Source organism: Yersinia sp. 2541 StPb PI (assembly GCF_052217145.1).
GTDB classification, from domain to species: Bacteria; Pseudomonadota; Gammaproteobacteria; order Enterobacterales; family Enterobacteriaceae; genus Yersinia; species Yersinia enterocolitica_E.
Genome location: NZ_JAZGQB010000001.1, coordinates 2137663 through 2157876, shown reverse-complemented (window position 1 = coordinate 2157876; position 20214 = coordinate 2137663). Strand labels below are relative to the sequence as shown.

Genomic DNA, 20214 nt, shown 5'->3' with positions numbered 1-20214 from the left:
CGGATTGCAGTGTTTTAGTGGGTAGCCAACCATGTTTTAGCGACATCAAAAAAGTGCTGGGCCAGCGGTGTAACTCGCCCTGGTTCAGCCACCACGACAGCAGCATGCCGACTCATCTTCAAAATATCCACCGGCCGCCGTTGCAGGTCGGGTGACATATCCTCAAGTAGACTACCCTGCGGGAACAGGCCACAGCCTAAACCGACAAAGATGCCTTGTAACAACTGAAAGATAGAAGTACTTTCCAGCCGCACATGCAGCGGCAGACCGGCATCACGAAAACTGTTATCCAGATAGCGGCGGAAGTAACGGCTGGGTTCAGCCAGGCAGAGCGGCAGTTGTGCTACCTGGGCCAGTGCCAGCGGCTCAGTCCCCATCAAATCAGGGAAATGTCCGAGGTGAAACACCAGGTCAATGCCCCCGTCAACTAGCGGTTGTACCTGAAAATGCAGCTCATTCAAGGTGGTCAATTCAAAAAAACCAATGCCCACATCGACCGAGTGACCGGTTAAAGCTTCCAGTAATTGGTCAGCACTTAACACTGAAACACGGTAATCCAGATGGGGATAGCGTTCACTGGCACTTTTAAGTAATAGTGCCAACGAGATACTGCATTGTGGTACTACACCAATACGCAGCGTGCCGTTTAAACCATGTTTAAGGGACTCCACCTCTAACTTTAGCCCTTGATAGACAGAGACAATCTCTCTGGCCCAGGCTAATACGCGCTCACCTTCGGCGGTAAATCCTTCGAAATTATTACCCCGGTTTATCAGTGCCACCCCCAGTTCCCGCTCCAGGTTTTTCAGACGCATCGACAATGTTGGCTGGCTGACAAAGCTGGCCTCAGCCGCACGACCAAAATGGCGCTCGCGCTCCAGATTACAGAGATAGACCAGTTGCTTGATATCCATACAGATACTCAGATTTTCATGATTCTATCCAGTATACCATCGTCCCTTGGTGGCATGTTTTGCCGTGCTGGCCTTTTTCGCGCGAAAAATTTACACAGCTATCTGATCCAGATCCCATTTCATCTTTCAACTCAGGCATTTTACTGATTAACATTTGAACGAAATTTGGATAATTTCAGATTATTCACAATAACCACAATATTGAATTGTTTATTCACTCACATCTGACCATATAAACCATTAACCAATCAAATAGCAGAATATACCACCAAATAAAATCAGTTCAGCTTTTAATCAAAACAAAAAATCGTCAAACAGCTAAAACATAAACGTTAATACTGCATAACATTTGTAACATGGTCGCATAGCCCTGCCTGAGATATATGTAACAGAATATTGCAAAAGCCTTGTCTCGCTGACAAAGATAGTGAACATTAACCGCCGCTAAACATCTTATAACAATGCAAAAGGATGCCGGTTCGCGCATTCACTTTTGTCTCTCCCACCATTTGTGGTCGGTAGTGAAAAACAGAGGTCCCCGTGTCAACAGCAAACAACAGTCAACAGCCACCCAACAGTGAGCAACCCGAAAGCATCAGTATGAATGCTTTCAAACAACCAAAAGCATTTTACCTGATCTTCTCTATCGAGCTTTGGGAGCGCTTTGGTTATTACGGCCTGCAAGGGATCATGGCCGTCTATCTGGTAAAAATGCTCGGGATGAGCGAAGCCGACTCCATCACCTTGTTCTCATCCTTCAGTGCACTGGTCTATGGCTTTGTGGCCATCGGTGGCTGGTTAGGCGATAAGGTGCTCGGTGCCAAACGTGTCATCGTACTTGGTGCATTAACGCTGGCAGTCGGTTATGCCATGATTGCCTACTCCGGCCATGACATTTTCTGGGTTTATCTGGGTATGGCGACCATTGCGGTTGGTAATGGTTTGTTCAAAGCCAACCCATCCTCTCTGCTGTCAACATGCTATAACAAAGATGATCCGCGTTTAGACGGCGCATTCACCATGTACTACATGTCCGTCAATATCGGTTCATTCTTCTCTATGCTGGCCACCCCATGGTTAGCCGCGAAGTATGGCTGGAGCGTCGCATTCTCACTGAGCGTAGTGGGTATGTTGATCACCTTGGTAAACTTCTGGTTCTGCCGTAAATGGGTAAAAAATCAAGGTTCAAAACCTGACTTTGCACCACTACAGATTAAAAAGTTACTGATGGTATTGGTGGGTGTGGTTGCACTGGTCACGCTGTCAAGCTGGTTGCTGCATAACCAAATAGTGGCACGTTGGGCGTTGGCATTAGTATCTCTGGGCATCATCTGTATCTTTGCCAAAGAGACCTTCTCTCTGCATGGCACTGCCCGCCGCCGAATGATTGTGGCATTCTTACTGATGCTGGAAGCGGTGGTGTTCTTTGTGCTGTATAGCCAAATGCCAACGTCGCTGAACTTCTTTGCTATTCATAACGTTGAGCATTCAATCTTTGGTATTACCTTCGAACCAGAACAGTATCAGGCGCTGAACCCGTTCTGGATCATGGTAGCCAGCCCAATACTGGCGGCTATCTATAATAAGATGGGTGACCGACTGCCAATGCCACACAAGTTTGCTTTCGGTATGGTGCTCTGCTCTGCGGCCTTCCTGGTTCTACCATGGGGTGCCAGCTTCGCCAACGAACATGGCATTGTGTCCGTTAACTGGTTGATCCTGAGCTACGCATTGCAAAGTATCGGGGAACTGATGATTTCGGGCCTCGGCCTGGCGATGGTTGCGCAGTTGGTACCTCAGCGCTTGATGGGCTTCATCATGGGTTCATGGTTCCTGACGACAGCAGCAGCAGCCCTGATCGCCGGTAAAGTTGCAGCATTAACTGCGGTGCCAAGTGATGTTACTGATGCCCATGCATCACTGGCAATCTATAGCCATGTATTTATGCAGATTGGTATTGTCACTGCCATTATCGCAGTATTGATGATGCTCACTGCACCAAAACTGTATCGCATGACTCTCGCACCAACAGAGAGTCATAAAGCGCCCCCAGTAACCGCCGCATAATTGCCCGGCAGGATAAAGCACGCGTGCTAAGCACTTTATCCTGCCAACTCCCACGTAAAACTCAGACAGCCTGTCGTTTGGCGAGAATAAGTCCTAAATTCAATACTTATTTGTCAGACCATACCGCCAACTGATAGCCATCCGGGTCGGTAAAGTGGAAACGACGCCCGCCGGGGAAAGTAAATATCGCCAGCACAATAGAGGCTCCCGCTTCTTCCAACCGTTTTTGCGTCTGTTCAAGATCATCAGCATACAGAATGATTAACGGCCCACCGTTGGGCTGAACGTCACTCAGGGTGGTGAAGCCACCGGTCAGTCGGCCATCGGTAAACTCACAATATCCTGGGCCATAGTCAGTAAAGCGCCAATTGAATACCTTGCCATAGAAATCCTTCGAGCGAGCAATATCACCGACGGCAAACTCTATGTTGTCAATTCGACTATCATTTCCCTGAATACCCATAAACGGCTCCTGATTAAAATACCTGATTAATTCACTGATTCATCCTAAACATTTACTGAGATGATGAATATCACTCGCCTTATCAATGATAACTTCATCACATTATTTGTGCGCAAAAAATAAACTATACTGATAACAGACCGCACAGCGTTAACTCCATTTTGAGCGATATCAGAATGAAACCCGTCTGTTATTTGCGGTCAATAACCGGCAAGGAGGTGATTTATGATAAACCATGTATGGGGGCTTCTGACCCGTCCTAGTCAGGAATTGCAGCAAATTAAACGCGAGGGGGAAAGTGTCCGCCACCTGTATGCCCATCACGTCCTTTTAATGGCTGCCATTCCCGTGATTTGCGCGTTTATCGGCACCACACAAGTGGGCTGGAACTTTGGTGATGGTCAGATAATAAAACTGGCTCCCCTTACCGCACTCTATTTTGCCATTATTTTCTATGTTTTGATTTTGGCGGCGGTAGCTCTCATGGGACGAGTGATTTATTGGATGGCCCGCCGCTATGAGAGCCGGCCTAGTTGGCAAAGCTGTACCTTATTCGCCGGTTATGCTGCAACGCCCATGTTTTTAGGTGGCGTGGTTGCCCTCTACCCGATTATCTGGTTGTGCTTATTGGTTGGCATCATTGCACTCTGCTATGCAGGCTACCTGATGTATTTGGGCATCCCCACCTTCCTGAATATAGACCGACAAGAAGGTTTTATCTTCTCCGGTTCCACATTTGCTATCGGCGTGCTGGTATTAGAGTTACTCCTTGGTCTGACTGTATTGCTGTGGGGTTACGGTTCACGGCTATTATGACCTCCAAACCTTCCCTTCGTTAACACCGCTCCTGATAACATTTACAGAGAGCGGTGGCTGTTACTCCGTTGGTTCTCGCTTTATTAGCTTTGACTGGGGCTAATATCAGGCTTTTATGGTGATTAATGTCGCCCAGATCGCAATCTCTTACATCCACACGCAGGATAAGGTTGTACACTGAGTAAGACTGATGCAAACAAGGCGAAAAAAATGAAAAGGCTAACATTAAAAGAAATGACCGAAAGTGAGCAACGTGACGTCAAAACGCAACTCGATAGAGCCAGAATAAATTTAGGAAGGGCTTTAACCAATTCAGAACAGAATAAAGTAAGAGAAGAAGCAATAGATAAAATCATGAACGCTCGGGAACAAGTCGCCAAGTTAACCCGCGTAGAAAGAAAAACCAAAAAAACCGCACCAAGTACCACCACTTTTAGCTGGTCCGCATCGATCAGCACTCGCCCACCACGGTAACTGATTTCCACTGCCTGATAATAACAGACAGGGATTACCTACAGCGGTGGATACTCACTGCTGTAGGACAACACTTTATTTCTGCGACTAATTTTATTTCCCGCATAATTATATTACACCGCTAGCAGCATTTTTCCCCCGCCTGCCTTAGGATTAAGGAAGCTTTTTTCTTTCAGTGATCGATTAAGGAGTTTGTGATGAAATTGTTCTATAAACCCGGTGCCTGCTCTCTGTCTCCACATATTGTATTACGTGAAGCAGGGTTAGATTTTAGTATTGAGAGTGTCGATCTGGCGGCCAAAATAACTGAAACGGGTGAAGACTATTTAAGCATCAGTCCAAAAGGACAGGTACCCGCCTTGGTACTGGATGATGGCAGCCTGCTCACTGAGGGTGTTGCTATCGTGCAATATCTGGCAGATATGGTGCCAGACCGCCACCTGATTGCCCCATCAGGGACCCTTTCCCGCTATCATGCCATTGAGTGGCTAAACTTCATTGCGACTGAATTACATAAAGGTTTCAGCCCACTGTTTAACCCGAAAACACCAGATGACTATAAAACGATCGCACGTGAGCGGCTGAATAAACAATTCAGTTATGTAGACAGCGTATTAGCACAACACGATTATCTGTTAGGCAAAAAATTCAGCGTGGCTGACGCCTATTTATTTACTGTCACTCGTTGGGCGAGTGCGCTGAAACTTGATATTACCCAGCGCAGTAATTTGGATAAATATATGGGCCGTGTAGCAGAACGCCCAGCCGTTAAAGCCGCATTAGCCGCAGAAGACGTTAAGAAATAAGTCCTTTGATTAATTAGAGTGCCCCTCCATTAAGGGGCACTGTATAGCTGGGATTATAACTTGATGGCAGAGAATTTACTGACGGGATTAACAATTCCATCCTGAGCGGCGACAACCTGAAGTTCATACTCACCCATCTCCTGAGTTTTCAGCATCACTTCATATACAGCGGCAGTAACATGCTCCAGTGCCTTATCCAGTGCTTCACCTTTCAGCAAGTTCACCAGCAATAAACCACTGGTCAAATCACCCACACCGACCGGTTGGCGGGCACCAAAGTCCACCAGCGGACGGCTGATATGCCATGCCTCATCGGCCGTGACTAATAACATTTCAAAGCAGTCAGCATGATAACCGGCGCGGCTTAGGTGCTTAACTAACACAACTTTTGGCCCTTGGGCGCAGAGATCACGAGCAACCTTAACGGCCTGTTCGACACTTTCAACCCGCACACCACTAAGTTGCTCCAGTTCAAGCAGGTTCGGTGCAATGATATCGCTGGCAGGCAAGGCCTCTTTACAGAAGAACTCTGCCACCCCTGGCGCGACGATACAGCCCTTCTCTGGATGCCCCATGACCGGATCACAAAAATACCAGGCATTCGGATTGGCTTGTTTTACGCGTGCAACCGCAGCCAGAATATGATCGCCCTGCTCGGGTGAACCGATATAACCACTTAATACCGCATCACAATCTTTCAGCCGATCAATATCGGCAATGCCTTGTACTATCTCAGTCAAATGGCTGGCGGGCATCACACAACCGGTCCAGTGACCATATTGCGTATGGTTGGAAAACTGGACGGTATTCAGCGGCCAAACATTGACCCCCATTCGGCGCATAGGAAATTCAGCAGCACTATTACCCGCATGGCCAAAAACAACGTGAGACTGAATCGAAAGTATATTTTTCATTGGAACGGCCTAAAGTTAAGGGCACCCATGCCCACTTTGTAATACAGCGCTGACTGGAATAAAACATCAGCTAACAAAACATTAGCCAAAAAATAAGGGGCATTTCAGCCCCTTATCTTATTTCATTCTTATAGCCAGCTAATCAGGCAATAATGTTTTTTGCCACGACGCAATAAGGTATAGCGCCCAAACAGACGATCAGCATCGGTAAAGATGTATTCTGGGTCTGCCTGCTTTTCACCATTAATGGCGACAGCATTAGAACCAATCATAGTACGCGCCTGCCCACGAGAAGGGACCAACTCAGCATTAACCAATGCCTGTTGTAAATCAGCATCGCGGCTCAGTTCAATTGTCGGCATGCCATCTTGTGCTAACTGAGCGAAGTCGGCTTCGGTCAGCTCATTTAAATCACCGGAGAATAAGCTCGCGGTAATACGTTTGGCGGCAGCAAGGCCTTCTGCACCATGGACCATACCGGTGACATTTTCGGCCAGAACATACTGCGCACGTGGCGCTTTGCCGCTGTTTTTATCTTCTTCTTCCAGCGCGTTAATTTCTTCCATACTCATGAAAGTAAAGAACTTCAGGAAACGATAAACATCGGCATCTGCGGTGTTAATCCAGAACTGGTAGAATTTGTAAGGACTGGTCTTCTTCGGATCAAGCCATACCGCACCACCTTCGGTTTTACCAAATTTAGTGCCGTCAGCTTTAGTAATTAATGGCACGGTCAGGCCATAAACTTGCTGCTGATGGAGGCGACGCGTCAAATCAATACCAGAGGTAATATTACCCCACTGATCAGAGCCGCCGATTTGCAGCGCCACACCGTGAGCTTTATTCAGGCAAGCGAAATCATAAGCTTGTAACAGGTTATAGGAAAACTCAGTAAACGAAATCCCACTGTCATCGCGATTCAGGCGTTGCTTAACCGCTTCCTTATTGATCATCTGATTAACAGAGAAGTGCTTGCCAATATCACGCAGGAAGGTCAGCACATTCATGCCACCAAACCAATCGTAGTTATTGGCCGCAATAGCACTGTTTTCACCGCAATCAAAATCCAGGAATGGCGAAACCTGACGGCGGATTTTCTCCACCCATTCGTTAACCGTATCTTCCGTATTCAGTTTGCGTTCGCTAGCCTTGAAACTTGGATCACCAATCATACCGGTAGCGCCACCGACCAGCGCCACGGGACGATGCCCAGCCAGTTGGAAACGCTTTAGGCACAACAACGGAACCAGATGACCCAAATGCAAGCTGTCTGCGGTAGGATCGAAACCGCAATACAGTGAAATTGGCCCTTGCGCCAGTCTCTCTGCTAACGCGTCTTCATCCGTAACCTGGGCAACGAGGCCCCGCTCTTGCAATTGTTTAATCAGGTTGCTGCTGGTCATCAACGACTCCATTGTTTTTCACAAAAAATTGTCTTTTACAAAAATTATCTTTTACCAGGAAAAGAGGATTTATACCCAAAAAACTTGGCGTTGCAGCCAGGCAGCAAGCAAATAAATCCCACTGGGCTTACTCAAATAAGAAATAAGCGATTAGAGTGACAAATTTGCTTGCCGTGGCCTCGCAGAGGCGAGACTCAGGGGTGGGCCGAGTAACGAACGTAAAAACCCCCTGCGGCTTCAAGTACGAAGGGTATAGAATAAAGCGCCCGTCACACGAGCGCTAGGCTTAACCACAATTATTTCATCGTTCTCAAGGGGCTAAACGGTCAATTTTCCATGCATCTGCTTGCCGTTGATAAATAAAACGGTCATGCAAGCGATGCTCACCGCCCTGCCAAAACTCCACAGAGTCAAACTTAACGCGGAACCCGCCCCAAAAACTGGGCAATGGCACGTCACCATGCTGGAATTTTTGCTTTAACTCGAGGAACTTACTTTCCAATACACCACGAGCAGAAATACGTGATGATTGTTGGGAAACCCAGGCACCAATCTGGCTATCTTTCGGGCGGGAACTGAAGTACTTCAGCACTTCAAGGGTTGAAAGCCGTTCTGCGGTACCGAGGAAGATGACTTGCCGGTCTAACATATGCCAAGGGAACAACAGACTAATATGTGGATTTTCAGCCAGTTGCTGCGCTTTGCGGCTGCCCAAATTGGTATAGAACACCATACCCTGATCATCATAATGCTTCAGCAGCACGATGCGCTGATAAGGTTGACCATCGGCAGCTACCGTAGCCACACACATAGCTGTTGGATCAGGCAAACGCGCTTCACAGGCCTGTTTTAACCAACGTTCAAATAAGTCCAGTGGGTTTTCGGTTAAATCACTGCGACGCAAACCGCCGCGAATATATTCACGACGTAAATCTGCAACATCAAATTCATTCTTGTCAGTCATATAAGCTCTGTAACGCGCAGGAAAGCAGTGACTATTATTCTGCCCTTGCAGAGCAAGAATCACAATCACTCAGAGCAGACAACGGCCTGATTACTTGATCAAAACACAGTCATTGATAATGACTTTTCCATCACGCTCAACAAAAGCACTATTTCCTTTCGACCAGAAGCTATAGTGGCCGTTGCTATATTTAGTACCGGAAGCTGCACGCACCTGAGGTAAGGTCAACTGTTCACCATCTAACACCAAATTGACTTTATCTTGGCGGTTGTCCTGAGCAACGGTCAGCCGGGTTGTGCCACACTGATAATGCAACGTTTCACTTTTAGGTTGAACCAGACTGCATCCTGCCAACATCAATACTGCTGTTACGCCAAATACTGAAGTTGCAACAAATAAGTGTTTCATTATGTCGTCCTCGTTGATGGAATAAGGCACCGTACCCTATGGCAGCTTAACACCCTCAGCGTGACGATACAGGATAGACTGCTCCTAAAATGGTTTCGCAACTGGCTCCGGTCACCGAGGGCAAATTACCCGATTTACCGGACAAGGTCCGAAATGCCAGCCAGGCGAACGCCAGAGCCTCCATATCGTCGCCACTCACACCAAAATTGTCAGTTACGCACACCTCCGTCCCCGGTAACAAGGTTGACATCCGTGACATCAGCAACGGGTTACGCGCCCCGCCGCCACACACCAACAGCCGCTCACAGCCTCCCGCCAACTGCACCTGTTCGGCGATTGATAGCGCGGTTAACTCTGCCAACGTTGCTTGAATATCTTCCGGTTTCAGCCCCGGCACCTTCGCCAATTGCTTATCCAACCACCCGGCATTGAAATATTCACGCCCGGTACTTTTTGGAGCAGGCTTGGCAAAATAGGGATCACTGAACATCAGCTCAAGCAGCGGTTGATTAACTTGCCCCGACAGTGCCCAGCACGCATCTTTATCATAGGGTAAGGCACGATTACGCCAGATCCAGGCATCCATCAACATATTGCCAGGCCCGGTATCAAACCCCCGCACCGGCAAATCGGGTAATAGCATAGATAAATTAGCAATACCGCCAATGTTCAGTATCATGCGCCGCTCGGTGGCATGGGCTAGTAACGCATGGTGGAAAGCGGGTACCAAAGGTGCACCTTGCCCGCCATAAGCCATATCACGGCGGCGAAAATCCCCAACAGTAGCAATGTTTGTCAACGCAGCAATACGATTATTATCACCTAATTGTATTGTAAACGCCGGTTCACCAAGCGGTTCATGCCACACCGTTTGCCCATGACAGCCAATGGCGGTAATGTCCTGTGCGCTAAGGCCTTCTTTTGCTAGTAAGCCCTGCACCGCTTGCGCAAACAAGATACCCAGTTGGGCATCAAGCTTACCCACTGCGGACAAGGTCGTAGACTGGCCCTGACACATGCCGAGGATATCTTTTTTCAGCTGTAGCGGCATTGGATGACTATAGCTGGCCTGCTGGGCCACCATACGCTCATCAATAGCAGCTAACACCACATCAATCCCATCCAAACTGGTTCCTGACATCACTCCAATAAAACGGCCTGATTTCATAGCAATGACCTTATTCCCTCATTCAGGGACAAAATAGCAATAAGACTTTCCACAAGCCAAGTCAGAATAATAAAATTAACACCCTGAAAAGATATACTTTTTAAAGTGTATACCGCTATAGGAGCCTGTCCTAAACGCTACTTTTTATTTGTAGGAAAGGTCACATAAAAGTCACTCTTACTGACATTTTCATTTATCGCAGTGATATTTCTTACTTTAAGAAAGTTAAACTGCCGTTTAATATTCGTTGAAGTATAAACCGCTAAGCTGCGTACCCATCGATGGTGGTCGAAAAATTAAGCAGAAAGTTAAAATAAGTAAGTAGTGAAATAAACATTTGGGTAAGCCATACTTTGTGCAAATATCGGCCCTGCGCAAATACTGGGCCATCAATAGACTGGATTTGGATATCCCTGGCATACTGAACCGTAATACGGTTGTGCATTTTTAATAGGAGTTTTTATGATCAAGCCACTAATCGCCGTTGCTATCGCTGCGGTTACTCTGACCGGTTGTGCCAATAATAGCACCCTGTCCGGTGATGTCTTCAGCGCATCCGAAGCCCGACAAGTACAAACTGTGACTTACGGTACCCTACTATCCGTACGCCCAGTCACTATTCAGGGTGGCGATGAAAACAATGTTATGGGTGCCATTGGCGGTGCAGTCTTGGGTGGTTTCCTTGGCAATACTGTTGGTGGTGGTACTGGTCGTAGCCTGGCAACTGCAGCAGGTGCTGTTGCGGGTGGTATGGCAGGGCAAGGTGTTCAGGGCGCAATGAACCGCACCGACGGCGTGCAACTTGAAGTCCGTAAAGATGACGGCACAACCATTCTGGTGGTGCAAAAACAAGGCCCAACTCGCTTTAGCGTCGGTCAGCGCGTGATGCTAGCGAGCAGTGGTAGCACCGTTACCGTTAGCCCACGCTAATAACTCTGCTATTACTGTCTTCAGGTAAAAGCCAGAGTTCGTAATGAACTCTGGCTTGTTTTACTAAAATATTTCTTTCTGCTGTGAATAGAGTCGTAAATCTTTATTATTACTTGCTTTGTAATTGGTTAATATTGCTCTCAAGCTTATTAATCAGACCAGATAGCAATTCAATCTCATCTGTTGAAATCCCCCCAAGAATTTCTTTACGGGTGGAACATATGACTCCATCAACCGTATCGATTATCGGTGAAGACTGCTCCGTCAGTTTTATCCTCTTCGCACGGCGATCATTTGCGCAGGTATGCCGTGTGATTAAACCTTTCTCCTCCAGTTGATCTAAGGTTCTAACCAATGATGGTTGTTCGATACCAATCGCTTTTGCCAGTTGAATTTGTGACTGTTCAGGCGGTAAACGATTAATGTTATGCAAGGTAACCCAATGCGTTTGAGTTAACTCCAGCGGCTTCAACCGATGGTCGATAAGCGCGCGCCAAGCGCGAACTAATCGTGCTAAATCAGATCCTAATGTCGATTCCAATTGCCCCTCCTTTTAATTAGCGTGCTAGCATAACTCCCAGAGTCCCGTCTATTTTGGGTAATTAACATTAAAAACACAAATGTATATATACCGTCGATGCTAGGGTAATAGCAATAAATACGGCGAATCCTTTAGAAAAAATGATGTTTTAGCTAAAAATACCTATTAAGGATTAACCTTATGTATGTATCAGTGTTACCCATAAACGCACCTCTTACAGACTTGGTTATAGGTGCCTCAATCTATTTCCCGCCGATGTTTAAGGCGGTTATGCTAGGTTTGGTGTTTTGGCTATTGATCCATCATGTCCTACGGAATTGGATCTACTCTGGTGACATCTGGCATCCAATATTAATGGATCTGTCAATTTTTGTCATTGCGGTCAGCGTTTCTTTATGGATATTAGCCAGTTGGTAAATTGATATGAATCATCAGTCTCTTAAATATTTCTCCTCTGTCATTGTCTTCGCTCTCGCACTTTGTGCGGGTTGGTGGATGTGGAACTACTACATGCAATCACCCTGGACTCGCGATGGTAAAGTCCGGGCTGAATTGGTCAGCATCACCCCGGAAGTGTCGGGCCGGCTGGTTAAAATAGTAGCTCATGATAACCAGTTGGTAAGCTCGGGTAGCTTATTATTTGTGATTGACCCACAACCCTACCAACTGGCACTGGATAACGCACAAGCCGCTTTAGTGAAGGCGCAAGCTGACCTGGCTAAAGCGAATCATGAAGCAGAACGTCGGCGAAATTTACCGAAAAATATCATTTCTGGTGAAGATCTCGACATTGCCAACTTAACCGCCGATAGCATGAAAGCGGCCTATCAGGGCGCAGTGGCGAATGTCGAACAAGCGAAATGGAATCTCAGCAAAACCCGTATTTATGCGCCGACCGATGGTTATATAACCAACTTGCAAACACGGGTGGGTAACTATGCTACCGCCGGCATACCATTAGTCGCGCTAATCGATACCAATTCATTCTATGTGATGGGCTATTTCGAAGAAACCAAGTTGAAACATATTAGAGAAGGTAATAAAGCCAAGATTGTTTTGTATAATGGCAACATTCCTTTACGCGGCGTAGTCGAAAGTATTGGTCGTGCTATTTATGACCAAAGTGTTGATAGCAGCGGGGACTTATTGGTAGATGTAAAACCTAATGTTCCTTGGGTACGGCTGGCCCAACGGGTTCCGGTAAGAATCAAACTGCTGGATGTCCCAGCCGATGTCACCCTTATTGCCGGCACCACCTGCACTATTTCACTGGTTGACTAAACGATGCGTATCTCCTTCCCCCTGTGGCACCAGACCCCATGGGGTAAAGCCAATACCGGTCAGTGGCGTTACGCATTGCGTAATTCATTGGCAATGTGCTTATCACTGTGGATTGCCTTTGCGCTGAATTTAGATGAGCCTTACTGGGCAATGACCTCCGCTGCGGTGGTGAGTTTCCCCACCGTCGGCGGGGTCATCAGCAAGAGTATTGGTCGCATCATCGGCAGCTTACTGGGGGCGGCCGCATCCGTGGTAATTGCCGGCCATTGCCTAAATGACCCCTGGCTGTTTACCTTTGCCATTGCAGCCTGGATTGCCCTTTGTACTTTTGTCTCCAATCACTATCAAAATAATGTTTCTTATGCGTTTGCGTTAGCCGGTTATACCACCGCGATTATTGCCTTTTCTACGGTCAACACCGCTGGCACCCAGCAAATTTTTGATATCGCGCAAGCCCGAGTGTGTGAAGTAATTACCGGTATTCTTTGTGGTGGCCTGATGATGATGCTGATGCCGAGCACCTCCGACGGCGAAGCATTACTGACCTCACTGCGCCGCATGCAATCTCGCTTACTGGAACATGCCGAGTTATTGTGGCAAACCGATCATAACCCCCAGCTACGTGCCTCACATGAAGGGGTAATTGGCCAGATCCTGACCATGAATGTACTGCGGATCCAGGCCTTTTGGAGCCATTACCGCTTGCGGCGGCAAAATAACGTCTTGAATTTTATTTTGCATCGTCAATTACGTATAACCAGTGTAATTACCAGTTTACGACGCATGTTGCTTAACTGGCCAACGCCACCGGAGAACCTGACACCAGTTCTGTCACAGTTGCTACAAACACTACAGCGACCCGATTGCGATAAATATCAATTGGCCAAAATACTGCAACAAATCGCCCCGCATGATGAGTTCGACTATCGACACCGCGCCTTCTGGTTACGATTACAGCATTTTTGTTGGTTATATTTGCAAGTGAATCGTTGGCTGACACAGTTGGATAAAGAATCTGCCAGCGACCTGCCACAACCGCCACCAGTAACCGCGCTGGCTCGCCATACCGATACCTATGAGGCCGCCTATAATGGGCTGCGAACCTTCGTGTGTATTGTTATTGGTTGTGCATTTTGGATAAATACGCAGTGGAGTTCGGGCAGTGCTGCACTGGCATTGGCCGCGGTAAGTTGCGTGCTCTACTCCGCAACCCCGTCGCCAACCGACAGTATTGCTACACTATTGAAAGCCATTGTTCTGCTTTCTATCGGCTGTTTTATTCTTAAGTTTGGTGTGATGGTACAGATTGATGATTTCTGGCAATTTGCTGCCGTACTGTTCCCCATTTTAATCACCATGCAGATGATGAAACTACAGCATCCGGCCTATGCTTCATTGTGGGGACAATTGATTGTCTTTATGGGTTCTTTCCTAAGTGTAACCAACCCGCCGAGCTATGATTATCAAGAGTTCCTTAATGATAATATTGGTAAATTAGTCGGCGTAATGTTAGCTGGTGTTGCTTTTCAGCTATTGCGCCCCAGTTCTGATAAACGCAAAAGTCGACGTATCATTCGGATGCTCCGCCGCGATTTCATTGATCAAATCAGTAGCCATCCACAACAGAGCCAGAATCAATTCGAATCACTGATTTACCATCGAATTAACCAACTCAATCTCAGTAAAGATCAGTCAGCTCGCCTGTGGCTGCTGCGTTGGGGGATGGTATTGCTCAATTGTAGCCATGTGGTCTGGCAATTACGGGATTGGCAAACCACCTCTGCACCCTTGTCAGCAGTACGGGACGTTTGTATTCACTGCCTGAAGGGGTGTATGACCGAAAAAGGTGTGCAACCCAGTTCGTTACTCGCAACATTGCAGGAGTTACAACGAATGAGTGCTATTTTGGCTCAATACCCCGATGCCTCTGGGCGGGAACTGGCGGGGCTGATTTGGCGATTATATTGCTCACTGACACAACTGCAACTGGCCCCTCCTGCTGAGGAAAGCAAAACTGCGCCAGCCTGAAGCTTACTGGCGCAGAAAAGAAGCTTAAGGCACGTCATAACCCAGTGCAGCACGACGAATGCGGAACCACTGCTGGCGCGTCATCGTCAAGGAGAGTGATGCCCATGCGGCTTTAACCCGCTCTATCTTGCCAGAACCAATAATCGGCAGCGGCGCTGACGGCAAACGTAGCACCCAGGCATAAACCACTTGCTCAATGCTTGCTGCACCGATTTCGTCAGCTACCGCCTGTAACTCATCACGTAATGCCTGGTACTCCGGGTCGCTGAACAACCTACCGCCACCAAGACAAGACCATGCCATAGGTTTGATACGCAGTTGCTGGCAAGCATCGAGCGTACCATCCACAATAGCAGGCTGATGTAGCGGGGAAATCTCTACCTGATTCGTTACCAGCGAGAATGGCAGGCGTGATTGCAGTAAATTGAATTGCGCAGGGGTAAAGTTTGACACACCGAAATGTTTTACTTTGCCGCTTTTGTGCAGTTGGGTGAAGGCTTCTGCCACCTCATCGGCATCCATCAACGGGTCCGGGCGGTGAATCAGCAGTAAATCAAGATAATCAGTGTGCAAATGGGCCAATGATTGCTCAGCACTTGCAATGATATGTGAACTATCCGTAATGTAGTGCCCCAACGCATGTTCCGGTTTAGCCGTGGTGGCAATGCCACATTTACTCACCAGCTCCAGTTGGTCACGCAAGGACGGTTTAAGCCGTAAGGCTTGGCCAAATGCTTGTTCACACTGATAACCGCCGTAAATATCAGCATGATCCGCCGTAGTAATACCCAACTCAATGTGTTGCTCGATAAAAACCAACAACTGCTCAGGCGTCATGCCCCATTCCATCAGCCGCCAATAACCGCAAATCATACGTGAAAATTCAGGTCCAAGCGGAGCCAGTTGGCTACGTGTATCCATTATTAGCTACCTCATCTGTTTATCTACCTATAAGCATACACAACCGGCGGTAAGGTTAAATCCTCCCTGAACCATCAATTAAAGGTCAAACGGGGGCTTAGCGGTAAAATAGCCAGAAATGGTAAAGTTTAAGACCGATTAAGCGCGAATTAGAATAAGGAAGGTTGTTCTGGTAACGGCTCATCGACTTGTTTGTTACCACGCTGCAAGCGCAGTAGGCGTTGGCGGCATAAACGCAATACATCCCGTTTCTGCGGGTCACTCATTTTCATCCAATTAAAGCGCTCATCCCTGCTACGCAGGCAGCCACGACAAAAGCCACGGTCATCTGATTGGCAGATGCCACGGCACGGACTGGGAATGTCGAAAAACTCAAGTTGCTGAGACACGCTGCCTCCTGCGGCTGATACCTTAATTGAAGACTGCTTCACCGCGGCTGGCAAGTCCAATTTGTTTACGGTTGTAAAAATCCGCTATCAGCGCCGAGGCGCGGCCCTTAACCGCTAAGGTTATCTTAAGTTTCATTCGATACCATTCAGGTAATTAGTGAACTGTAGGATTCCATTTTCACAATGAATGTTCGATATAAGTTACGGTGTAACAGCCTGAGTTTTATCCTGGCCAGTGCACTCTTTTTCACTCTGGGTCATAACGCACTGTTTATTGCGAAAGCCTGGTCGCTGATCCATTTTGACAGCAGTGACAGTTACTTCTTCGCCGCGACAATTCCGGTGGTGATATTTTGTGCACTGAACATTATATTTAGCCTGTTAGCTGTGCCCTTTCTGCATAAGCCAATCATTATTCTATTGCTGTTGGGCAGCGCGGCGGCAAACTATTTTATGTTTAGTTATGGTGCCGTCATTGACGCCAATATGATGCAAAATGCCTTTGAAACCAACTCACAAGAGGCGGCCGCTCTTTTCACTCCCCGTATGGCCCTATGGCTACTGGTGGCAGGTATTATTCCTGCGACCCTGGTCTGCTTTGCCCGTATTCGGGTCAGCCGCCCATGGTGGTATATGTTGGGGCTGCGCGCAGCAAATATTTTGATATCAGCAGTGATTATTCTGTTGGTTGCTGCCCTGTTTTATAAAGATTATGCATCGTTGATTCGTAATAATAAAAACATCGTTAAAATGTTAACTCCATCCAACTTTGTCAGTGGCAGTTTTCAATTCACTAAACACAAATATTTCACCCGTAATCTGCCACTGGTAACACTCGGTGAAGATGCCCATAAAGGCCCATTGATTAGTGGGCAACAAAAGAAAACGCTGGTCATTCTCGTGGTCGGTGAAACTGCCCGTGCAGAGAATTTCTCCTTGGGCGGTTATGAGCGAGAAACCAACCCGAACCTGAAAAAACAAGATGTTACCTATTTCAGCAAAGCATCATCCTGCGGGACTGAAACTGCGGTGTCGGTACCTTGTATGTTCTCGAATATGGCGCGCAAAAATTATGATGCCACCCTCGCCAGTCATCAGGAGGGCTTAATGGATATTCTTGCCCACGCTGGCTTGAATGTCTTATGGCGCGAAAATGACGGGGGTTGTAAAGGTGCCTGCGATCGCATCCCACATCAGGATGTTACCCAATTGCAGCTCACCACCGATTGCGAGAACGGGGTCTGTTTAGATAACGCATTACTGTATAAATTAGATAATTATATTAATGGGCTACAAGGTGACGGTGTCATTGTCTTACACCAAATGGGCAGCCACGGGCCGGCTTATTATCGCCGTTCAACCCCAGAAATTCGCCAGTTTTCCCCTACCTGTGATAGCAACCAAATTCAGGATTGCACCCCACAGGAATTGGTAAACACCTACGATAACTCTATTCTTTATACCGATGCGATGTTGGGTAACACCATTAAGTTATTGCAACAACACAATAATAACTTTAACACTGCGCTGGTCTATCTCTCTGATCACGGTGAATCATTAGGCGAAAATGGCATGTATTTGCACGGTACCCCTTATATGTTCGCCCCAAGTCAGCAGACACATATACCATTTCTAATGTGGCTATCACCTGAATATACAAAAAACTATGGCATTGACCGTCAGTGCTTATCCTCCAGCGCACAACATGATGAAATATCACAAGATAATCTGTTTCATACCTTATTGGGCATGATGAATATTCAAACCACTGAATACCAATCAGAACTAGATTTACTACAGAAATGCCGAACTCAGGGCGAAAGAATTAGTCAAAAAAGTCCGTAAAGAGTTAATACCTGATAGTGAGCTTGATGCCAGTGTTTCCCTCCGCTGGCATTTTTTTCTTGACCTAGACCGATTGGTCTATTACGCTCTGCGACATGAACAAAATACAGCACACACACATAGACACCCGTGAACATCTGTTAGCAACCGGTGAGAGCCTTAGCCTGCGTCTTGGCTTTAATGGTATGGGTCTCAGCCTGTTACTGACCACGGCAGGCATACCGAAAGGCTCGTTTTATCACTATTTCCGTTCTAAAGAAGTTTTTGGTGAAGCGATGCTACAGCGTTATTTTGATCGTTACGACGCTGAAATGGAAAGCCTGCTCACCCATTCACAAGGTGATATGCGCCACCATTTGTTGCACTATTTTGCTCAAGCTATTGCTAACTATTGTGGCAGTGAATGCCACAATGCTTGTCTGGCGGTTAAACTATCAGCAGAGGTAAGTGACTTATCCGAACCTATGCGTCATGCATTGGATATCGGCACTGCCCGTGTGATTGGTCGGTTGCAAGATGCCATTGAAGCCGGTATTGCTGAGGGCTCGCTGCGCATTACGCTCTCACCGGCGGCAACCGCTGAAACACTGTATGCCTTGTGGCTCGGCGCTTCACTGCGGGCTAAAGTGAAACGATCGGTTGCTCCGCTGACCTGTGCGCTAGAAAGTATCGAACTGATTCTACAACCAACCCCATAATCCAATGATTCTGAAGCTAACACTTTTGTTTTTCAGAATTTACCCAGTTACTAGTTGACTGGTCTATTAATATAGGACGCACCATGAAGACTGCTAAACTGTTCTCCCCTTTGAAAGTTGGCGCGCTCACATTGCCAAACCGCGTATTTATGGCTCCGCTAACGCGCTTGCGCAGCATTGAGCCAGGTGATATTCCAACTCCTCTGATGGCTGAATATTACCGTCAACGGGCCAGCGCCGGTTTGATTATTACCGAAGCCACCCAGATTTCTTTCCAGGCGAAAGGCTATGCGGGTGCTCCAGGGTTACACACTCAGGAACAGTTAAACGCCTGGAAAAAAATCACGCAGGCGGTGCATGAAGACGGTGGACATATTGCTGTACAGTTATGGCATGTTGGCCGTATCTCGCACAACAGTTTGCAGCCAGGTCAGCAAGCGCCGGTAGCACCTTCAGCCATTGCCGCGGATACCCGCACCACCGTGCGCGATGAAACGGGAGCCTGGGTACGCGTTCCCTGCTCCACCCCACGCGCCCTGGAAACAGAAGAGATCCCTGGCATCATTAATGATTTCCGTCAGGCAACAGCGAATGCCCGTGAAGCTGGCTTTGACTATATTGAATTGCATGCAGCCCACGGCTACCTGCTGCATCAATTTATGTCTCCGGCATCCAATCAACGTACCGACCAATACGGCGGTAGTATTGAAAACCGTACCCGTCTGACATTGGAAGTGGTTGATGCAACAGTAGCCGAATGGGGCGCTGAACATATTGGTATTCGTATTTCACCATTGGGGCCATTCAACGGCTTGGATAATGGCGAGGATCAGGAAGAGGCTGCGTTGTACCTCATTGACGAGTTGAACAAACGTCATATTGCTTATCTGCACATGTCGGAACCCGACTGGGCGGGTGGTAAGCCTTACTCCGACGCATTCCGTGATGCCGTCCGCGCCAAATTCAAAGGTGTGATTGTGGGTGCCGGTGCATACACGGCTGAAAAAGCTGAAGAGCTCATTGATAAAGGGTTTATTGATGCCGTCGCCTTTGGCCGTAGCTATATTTCTAACCCGGATCTGGTAACCCGCCTGCAACAACAGGCTCCGTTGAATGAACCAGATGGTGATACCTTCTATGGCGGTGGCGCAAAAGGTTATACCGACTACCCAACTCTGTGATTA

At 47.4% G+C, this 20214-nt stretch carries 21 protein-coding genes; 11 read left to right on the top strand and 10 right to left on the bottom strand.

Going from position 1 to position 20214, the window contains the following annotated elements:
- Positions 1-14: 14 nt before the first annotated feature.
- Positions 15-914, bottom strand: coding sequence for a LysR family transcriptional regulator (locus tag V1953_RS09600; RefSeq protein WP_442850853.1), 900 nt, complete (start codon positions 912-914; stop codon positions 15-17).
- 540 nt (positions 915-1454) lie between these two features.
- Here V1953_RS09600 and dtpA point away from each other — a divergent pair.
- Complete coding sequence (gene dtpA, locus V1953_RS09595; protein WP_442850852.1) at positions 1455-2981, top strand: dipeptide/tripeptide permease DtpA; 1527 nt, start codon at positions 1455-1457, stop codon at positions 2979-2981.
- Between the two features lie 106 nt (positions 2982-3087).
- On the opposite strand, the gene V1953_RS09590 is transcribed toward dtpA, so the two are convergent.
- Positions 3088-3444: a VOC family protein gene (locus tag V1953_RS09590; RefSeq protein WP_083158757.1), complete on the bottom strand. Its 357-nt coding sequence runs from the start codon at positions 3442-3444 to the stop codon at positions 3088-3090.
- Between the two features lie 225 nt (positions 3445-3669).
- Here V1953_RS09590 and V1953_RS09585 point away from each other — a divergent pair, with 225 nt between their 5' ends.
- From V1953_RS09585 to gstA, 3 genes are all read left to right on the top strand, one after another.
- Complete coding sequence (locus tag V1953_RS09585; protein ID WP_083158756.1) at positions 3670-4260, top strand: Yip1 family protein; 591 nt, start codon at positions 3670-3672, stop codon at positions 4258-4260.
- A 210-nt stretch (positions 4261-4470) separates the two neighbouring features.
- Positions 4471-4734 carry a DUF3811 domain-containing protein gene (locus V1953_RS09580; protein ID WP_005184457.1) on the top strand — a complete coding sequence of 88 codons (264 nt, stop codon included), beginning with the start codon at positions 4471-4473 and terminating at the stop codon, positions 4732-4734.
- A gap of 197 nt (positions 4735-4931) precedes the next feature.
- On the top strand, positions 4932-5540 hold the full coding sequence (gene gstA / locus V1953_RS09575) for a glutathione transferase GstA (protein WP_372569224.1): 609 nt from the start codon (positions 4932-4934) through the stop codon (positions 5538-5540).
- 53 nt (positions 5541-5593) lie between these two features.
- On the opposite strand, the gene pdxY is transcribed toward gstA, so the two are convergent.
- From pdxY to anmK, 5 genes are all read right to left on the bottom strand, one after another.
- A complete protein-coding gene (gene pdxY, locus V1953_RS09570; protein ID WP_083158754.1) occupies positions 5594-6454 on the bottom strand; it encodes a pyridoxal kinase PdxY in 861 nt (286 codons plus the stop codon).
- A 128-nt stretch (positions 6455-6582) separates the two neighbouring features.
- The gene (gene tyrS, locus V1953_RS09565; RefSeq protein ID WP_372569225.1) at positions 6583-7857 is read right to left on the bottom strand and encodes a tyrosine--tRNA ligase; all 1275 of its coding nucleotides are present in this window, start codon (positions 7855-7857) and stop codon (positions 6583-6585) included.
- A 310-nt stretch (positions 7858-8167) separates the two neighbouring features.
- Positions 8168-8821 carry a pyridoxamine 5'-phosphate oxidase gene (gene pdxH / locus V1953_RS09560; RefSeq protein ID WP_372559107.1) on the bottom strand — a complete coding sequence of 218 codons (654 nt, stop codon included), beginning with the start codon at positions 8819-8821 and terminating at the stop codon, positions 8168-8170.
- A 90-nt stretch (positions 8822-8911) separates the two neighbouring features.
- The gene (locus V1953_RS09555; RefSeq protein ID WP_083158751.1) at positions 8912-9229 is read right to left on the bottom strand and encodes an MliC family protein; all 318 of its coding nucleotides are present in this window, start codon (positions 9227-9229) and stop codon (positions 8912-8914) included.
- Positions 9230-9284: 55 nt separating this feature from the next.
- Positions 9285-10397 (bottom strand): anhydro-N-acetylmuramic acid kinase, encoded by a 1113-nt coding sequence (gene anmK / locus V1953_RS09550; RefSeq protein ID WP_083158750.1) that lies wholly within the window; start codon positions 10395-10397, stop codon positions 9285-9287.
- A 462-nt stretch (positions 10398-10859) separates the two neighbouring features.
- Here anmK and V1953_RS09545 point away from each other — a divergent pair, with 462 nt between their 5' ends.
- Complete coding sequence (locus tag V1953_RS09545; RefSeq protein ID WP_083158749.1) at positions 10860-11327, top strand: glycine zipper 2TM domain-containing protein; 468 nt, start codon at positions 10860-10862, stop codon at positions 11325-11327.
- A gap of 109 nt (positions 11328-11436) precedes the next feature.
- Here V1953_RS09545 and slyA read toward each other — a convergent pair whose 3' ends face one another.
- Positions 11437-11868, bottom strand: coding sequence for a transcriptional regulator SlyA (slyA, locus tag V1953_RS09540; protein ID WP_083158748.1), 432 nt, complete (start codon positions 11866-11868; stop codon positions 11437-11439).
- 180 nt (positions 11869-12048) lie between these two features.
- Between slyA and V1953_RS09535 the strand changes: the two genes are divergently transcribed.
- The 3 genes from V1953_RS09535 to V1953_RS09525 are packed head-to-tail and all read left to right on the top strand — an operon-like array spanning position 12049 to position 15177.
- Positions 12049-12285: a DUF1656 domain-containing protein gene (locus tag V1953_RS09535; RefSeq protein ID WP_083158747.1), complete on the top strand. Its 237-nt coding sequence runs from the start codon at positions 12049-12051 to the stop codon at positions 12283-12285.
- A gap of 6 nt (positions 12286-12291) precedes the next feature.
- Complete coding sequence (locus V1953_RS09530; protein ID WP_083158746.1) at positions 12292-13149, top strand: efflux RND transporter periplasmic adaptor subunit; 858 nt, start codon at positions 12292-12294, stop codon at positions 13147-13149.
- 3 nt (positions 13150-13152) lie between these two features.
- Positions 13153-15177: an FUSC family protein gene (locus tag V1953_RS09525; RefSeq protein ID WP_420073295.1), complete on the top strand. Its 2025-nt coding sequence runs from the start codon at positions 13153-13155 to the stop codon at positions 15175-15177.
- 24 nt (positions 15178-15201) lie between these two features.
- Here the strand turns inward: V1953_RS09525 and V1953_RS09520 are convergent, their stop codons facing one another.
- Together V1953_RS09520 and V1953_RS09515 are read right to left on the bottom strand one after the other, a co-directional pair.
- The gene (locus V1953_RS09520; RefSeq protein ID WP_083158744.1) at positions 15202-16098 is read right to left on the bottom strand and encodes an aldo/keto reductase; all 897 of its coding nucleotides are present in this window, start codon (positions 16096-16098) and stop codon (positions 15202-15204) included.
- 149 nt (positions 16099-16247) lie between these two features.
- Positions 16248-16487: a DUF1289 domain-containing protein gene (locus V1953_RS09515; protein ID WP_420073296.1), complete on the bottom strand. Its 240-nt coding sequence runs from the start codon at positions 16485-16487 to the stop codon at positions 16248-16250.
- Positions 16488-16670: 183 nt separating this feature from the next.
- Here V1953_RS09515 and eptA point away from each other — a divergent pair, with 183 nt between their 5' ends.
- From eptA to V1953_RS09500, 3 genes are all read left to right on the top strand, one after another.
- Positions 16671-18332 carry a phosphoethanolamine transferase EptA gene (eptA, locus tag V1953_RS09510; RefSeq protein WP_442820864.1) on the top strand — a complete coding sequence of 554 codons (1662 nt, stop codon included), beginning with the start codon at positions 16671-16673 and terminating at the stop codon, positions 18330-18332.
- A 95-nt stretch (positions 18333-18427) separates the two neighbouring features.
- Positions 18428-19030: a TetR/AcrR family transcriptional regulator gene (locus tag V1953_RS09505; protein ID WP_083158741.1), complete on the top strand. Its 603-nt coding sequence runs from the start codon at positions 18428-18430 to the stop codon at positions 19028-19030.
- Between the two features lie 83 nt (positions 19031-19113).
- On the top strand, positions 19114-20211 hold the full coding sequence (locus tag V1953_RS09500; protein ID WP_083158740.1) for an alkene reductase: 1098 nt from the start codon (positions 19114-19116) through the stop codon (positions 20209-20211).
- Positions 20212-20214 lie beyond the last annotated feature (3 nt).

Coding starts and splice junctions, on each gene's coding strand:
- tyrS (WP_372569225.1), bottom strand. CDS start 7,857: ATGACCAGCAGCAACCTGATTAAACAATTGCAAGAGCGGGGCCTCGTT.
- V1953_RS09545 (WP_083158749.1), top strand. CDS start 10,860: ATGATCAAGCCACTAATCGCCGTTGCTATCGCTGCGGTTACTCTGACC.
- V1953_RS09505 (WP_083158741.1), top strand. CDS start 18,428: ATGAACAAAATACAGCACACACACATAGACACCCGTGAACATCTGTTA.
- V1953_RS09580 (WP_005184457.1), top strand. CDS start 4,471: ATGAAAAGGCTAACATTAAAAGAAATGACCGAAAGTGAGCAACGTGAC.
- V1953_RS09590 (WP_083158757.1), bottom strand. CDS start 3,444: ATGGGTATTCAGGGAAATGATAGTCGAATTGACAACATAGAGTTTGCC.
- V1953_RS09555 (WP_083158751.1), bottom strand. CDS start 9,229: ATGAAACACTTATTTGTTGCAACTTCAGTATTTGGCGTAACAGCAGTA.
- V1953_RS09525 (WP_420073295.1), top strand. CDS start 13,153: ATGCGTATCTCCTTCCCCCTGTGGCACCAGACCCCATGGGGTAAAGCC.
- V1953_RS09530 (WP_083158746.1), top strand. CDS start 12,292: ATGAATCATCAGTCTCTTAAATATTTCTCCTCTGTCATTGTCTTCGCT.
- V1953_RS09535 (WP_083158747.1), top strand. CDS start 12,049: ATGTATGTATCAGTGTTACCCATAAACGCACCTCTTACAGACTTGGTT.
- pdxY (WP_083158754.1), bottom strand. CDS start 6,454: ATGAAAAATATACTTTCGATTCAGTCTCACGTTGTTTTTGGCCATGCG.
- gstA (WP_372569224.1), top strand. CDS start 4,932: ATGAAATTGTTCTATAAACCCGGTGCCTGCTCTCTGTCTCCACATATT.
- eptA (WP_442820864.1), top strand. CDS start 16,671: ATGAATGTTCGATATAAGTTACGGTGTAACAGCCTGAGTTTTATCCTG.
- V1953_RS09500 (WP_083158740.1), top strand. CDS start 19,114: ATGAAGACTGCTAAACTGTTCTCCCCTTTGAAAGTTGGCGCGCTCACA.
- V1953_RS09600 (WP_442850853.1), bottom strand. CDS start 914: ATGGATATCAAGCAACTGGTCTATCTCTGTAATCTGGAGCGCGAGCGC.
- V1953_RS09585 (WP_083158756.1), top strand. CDS start 3,670: ATGATAAACCATGTATGGGGGCTTCTGACCCGTCCTAGTCAGGAATTG.
- V1953_RS09520 (WP_083158744.1), bottom strand. CDS start 16,098: ATGGATACACGTAGCCAACTGGCTCCGCTTGGACCTGAATTTTCACGT.
- anmK (WP_083158750.1), bottom strand. CDS start 10,397: ATGAAATCAGGCCGTTTTATTGGAGTGATGTCAGGAACCAGTTTGGAT.
- pdxH (WP_372559107.1), bottom strand. CDS start 8,821: ATGACTGACAAGAATGAATTTGATGTTGCAGATTTACGTCGTGAATAT.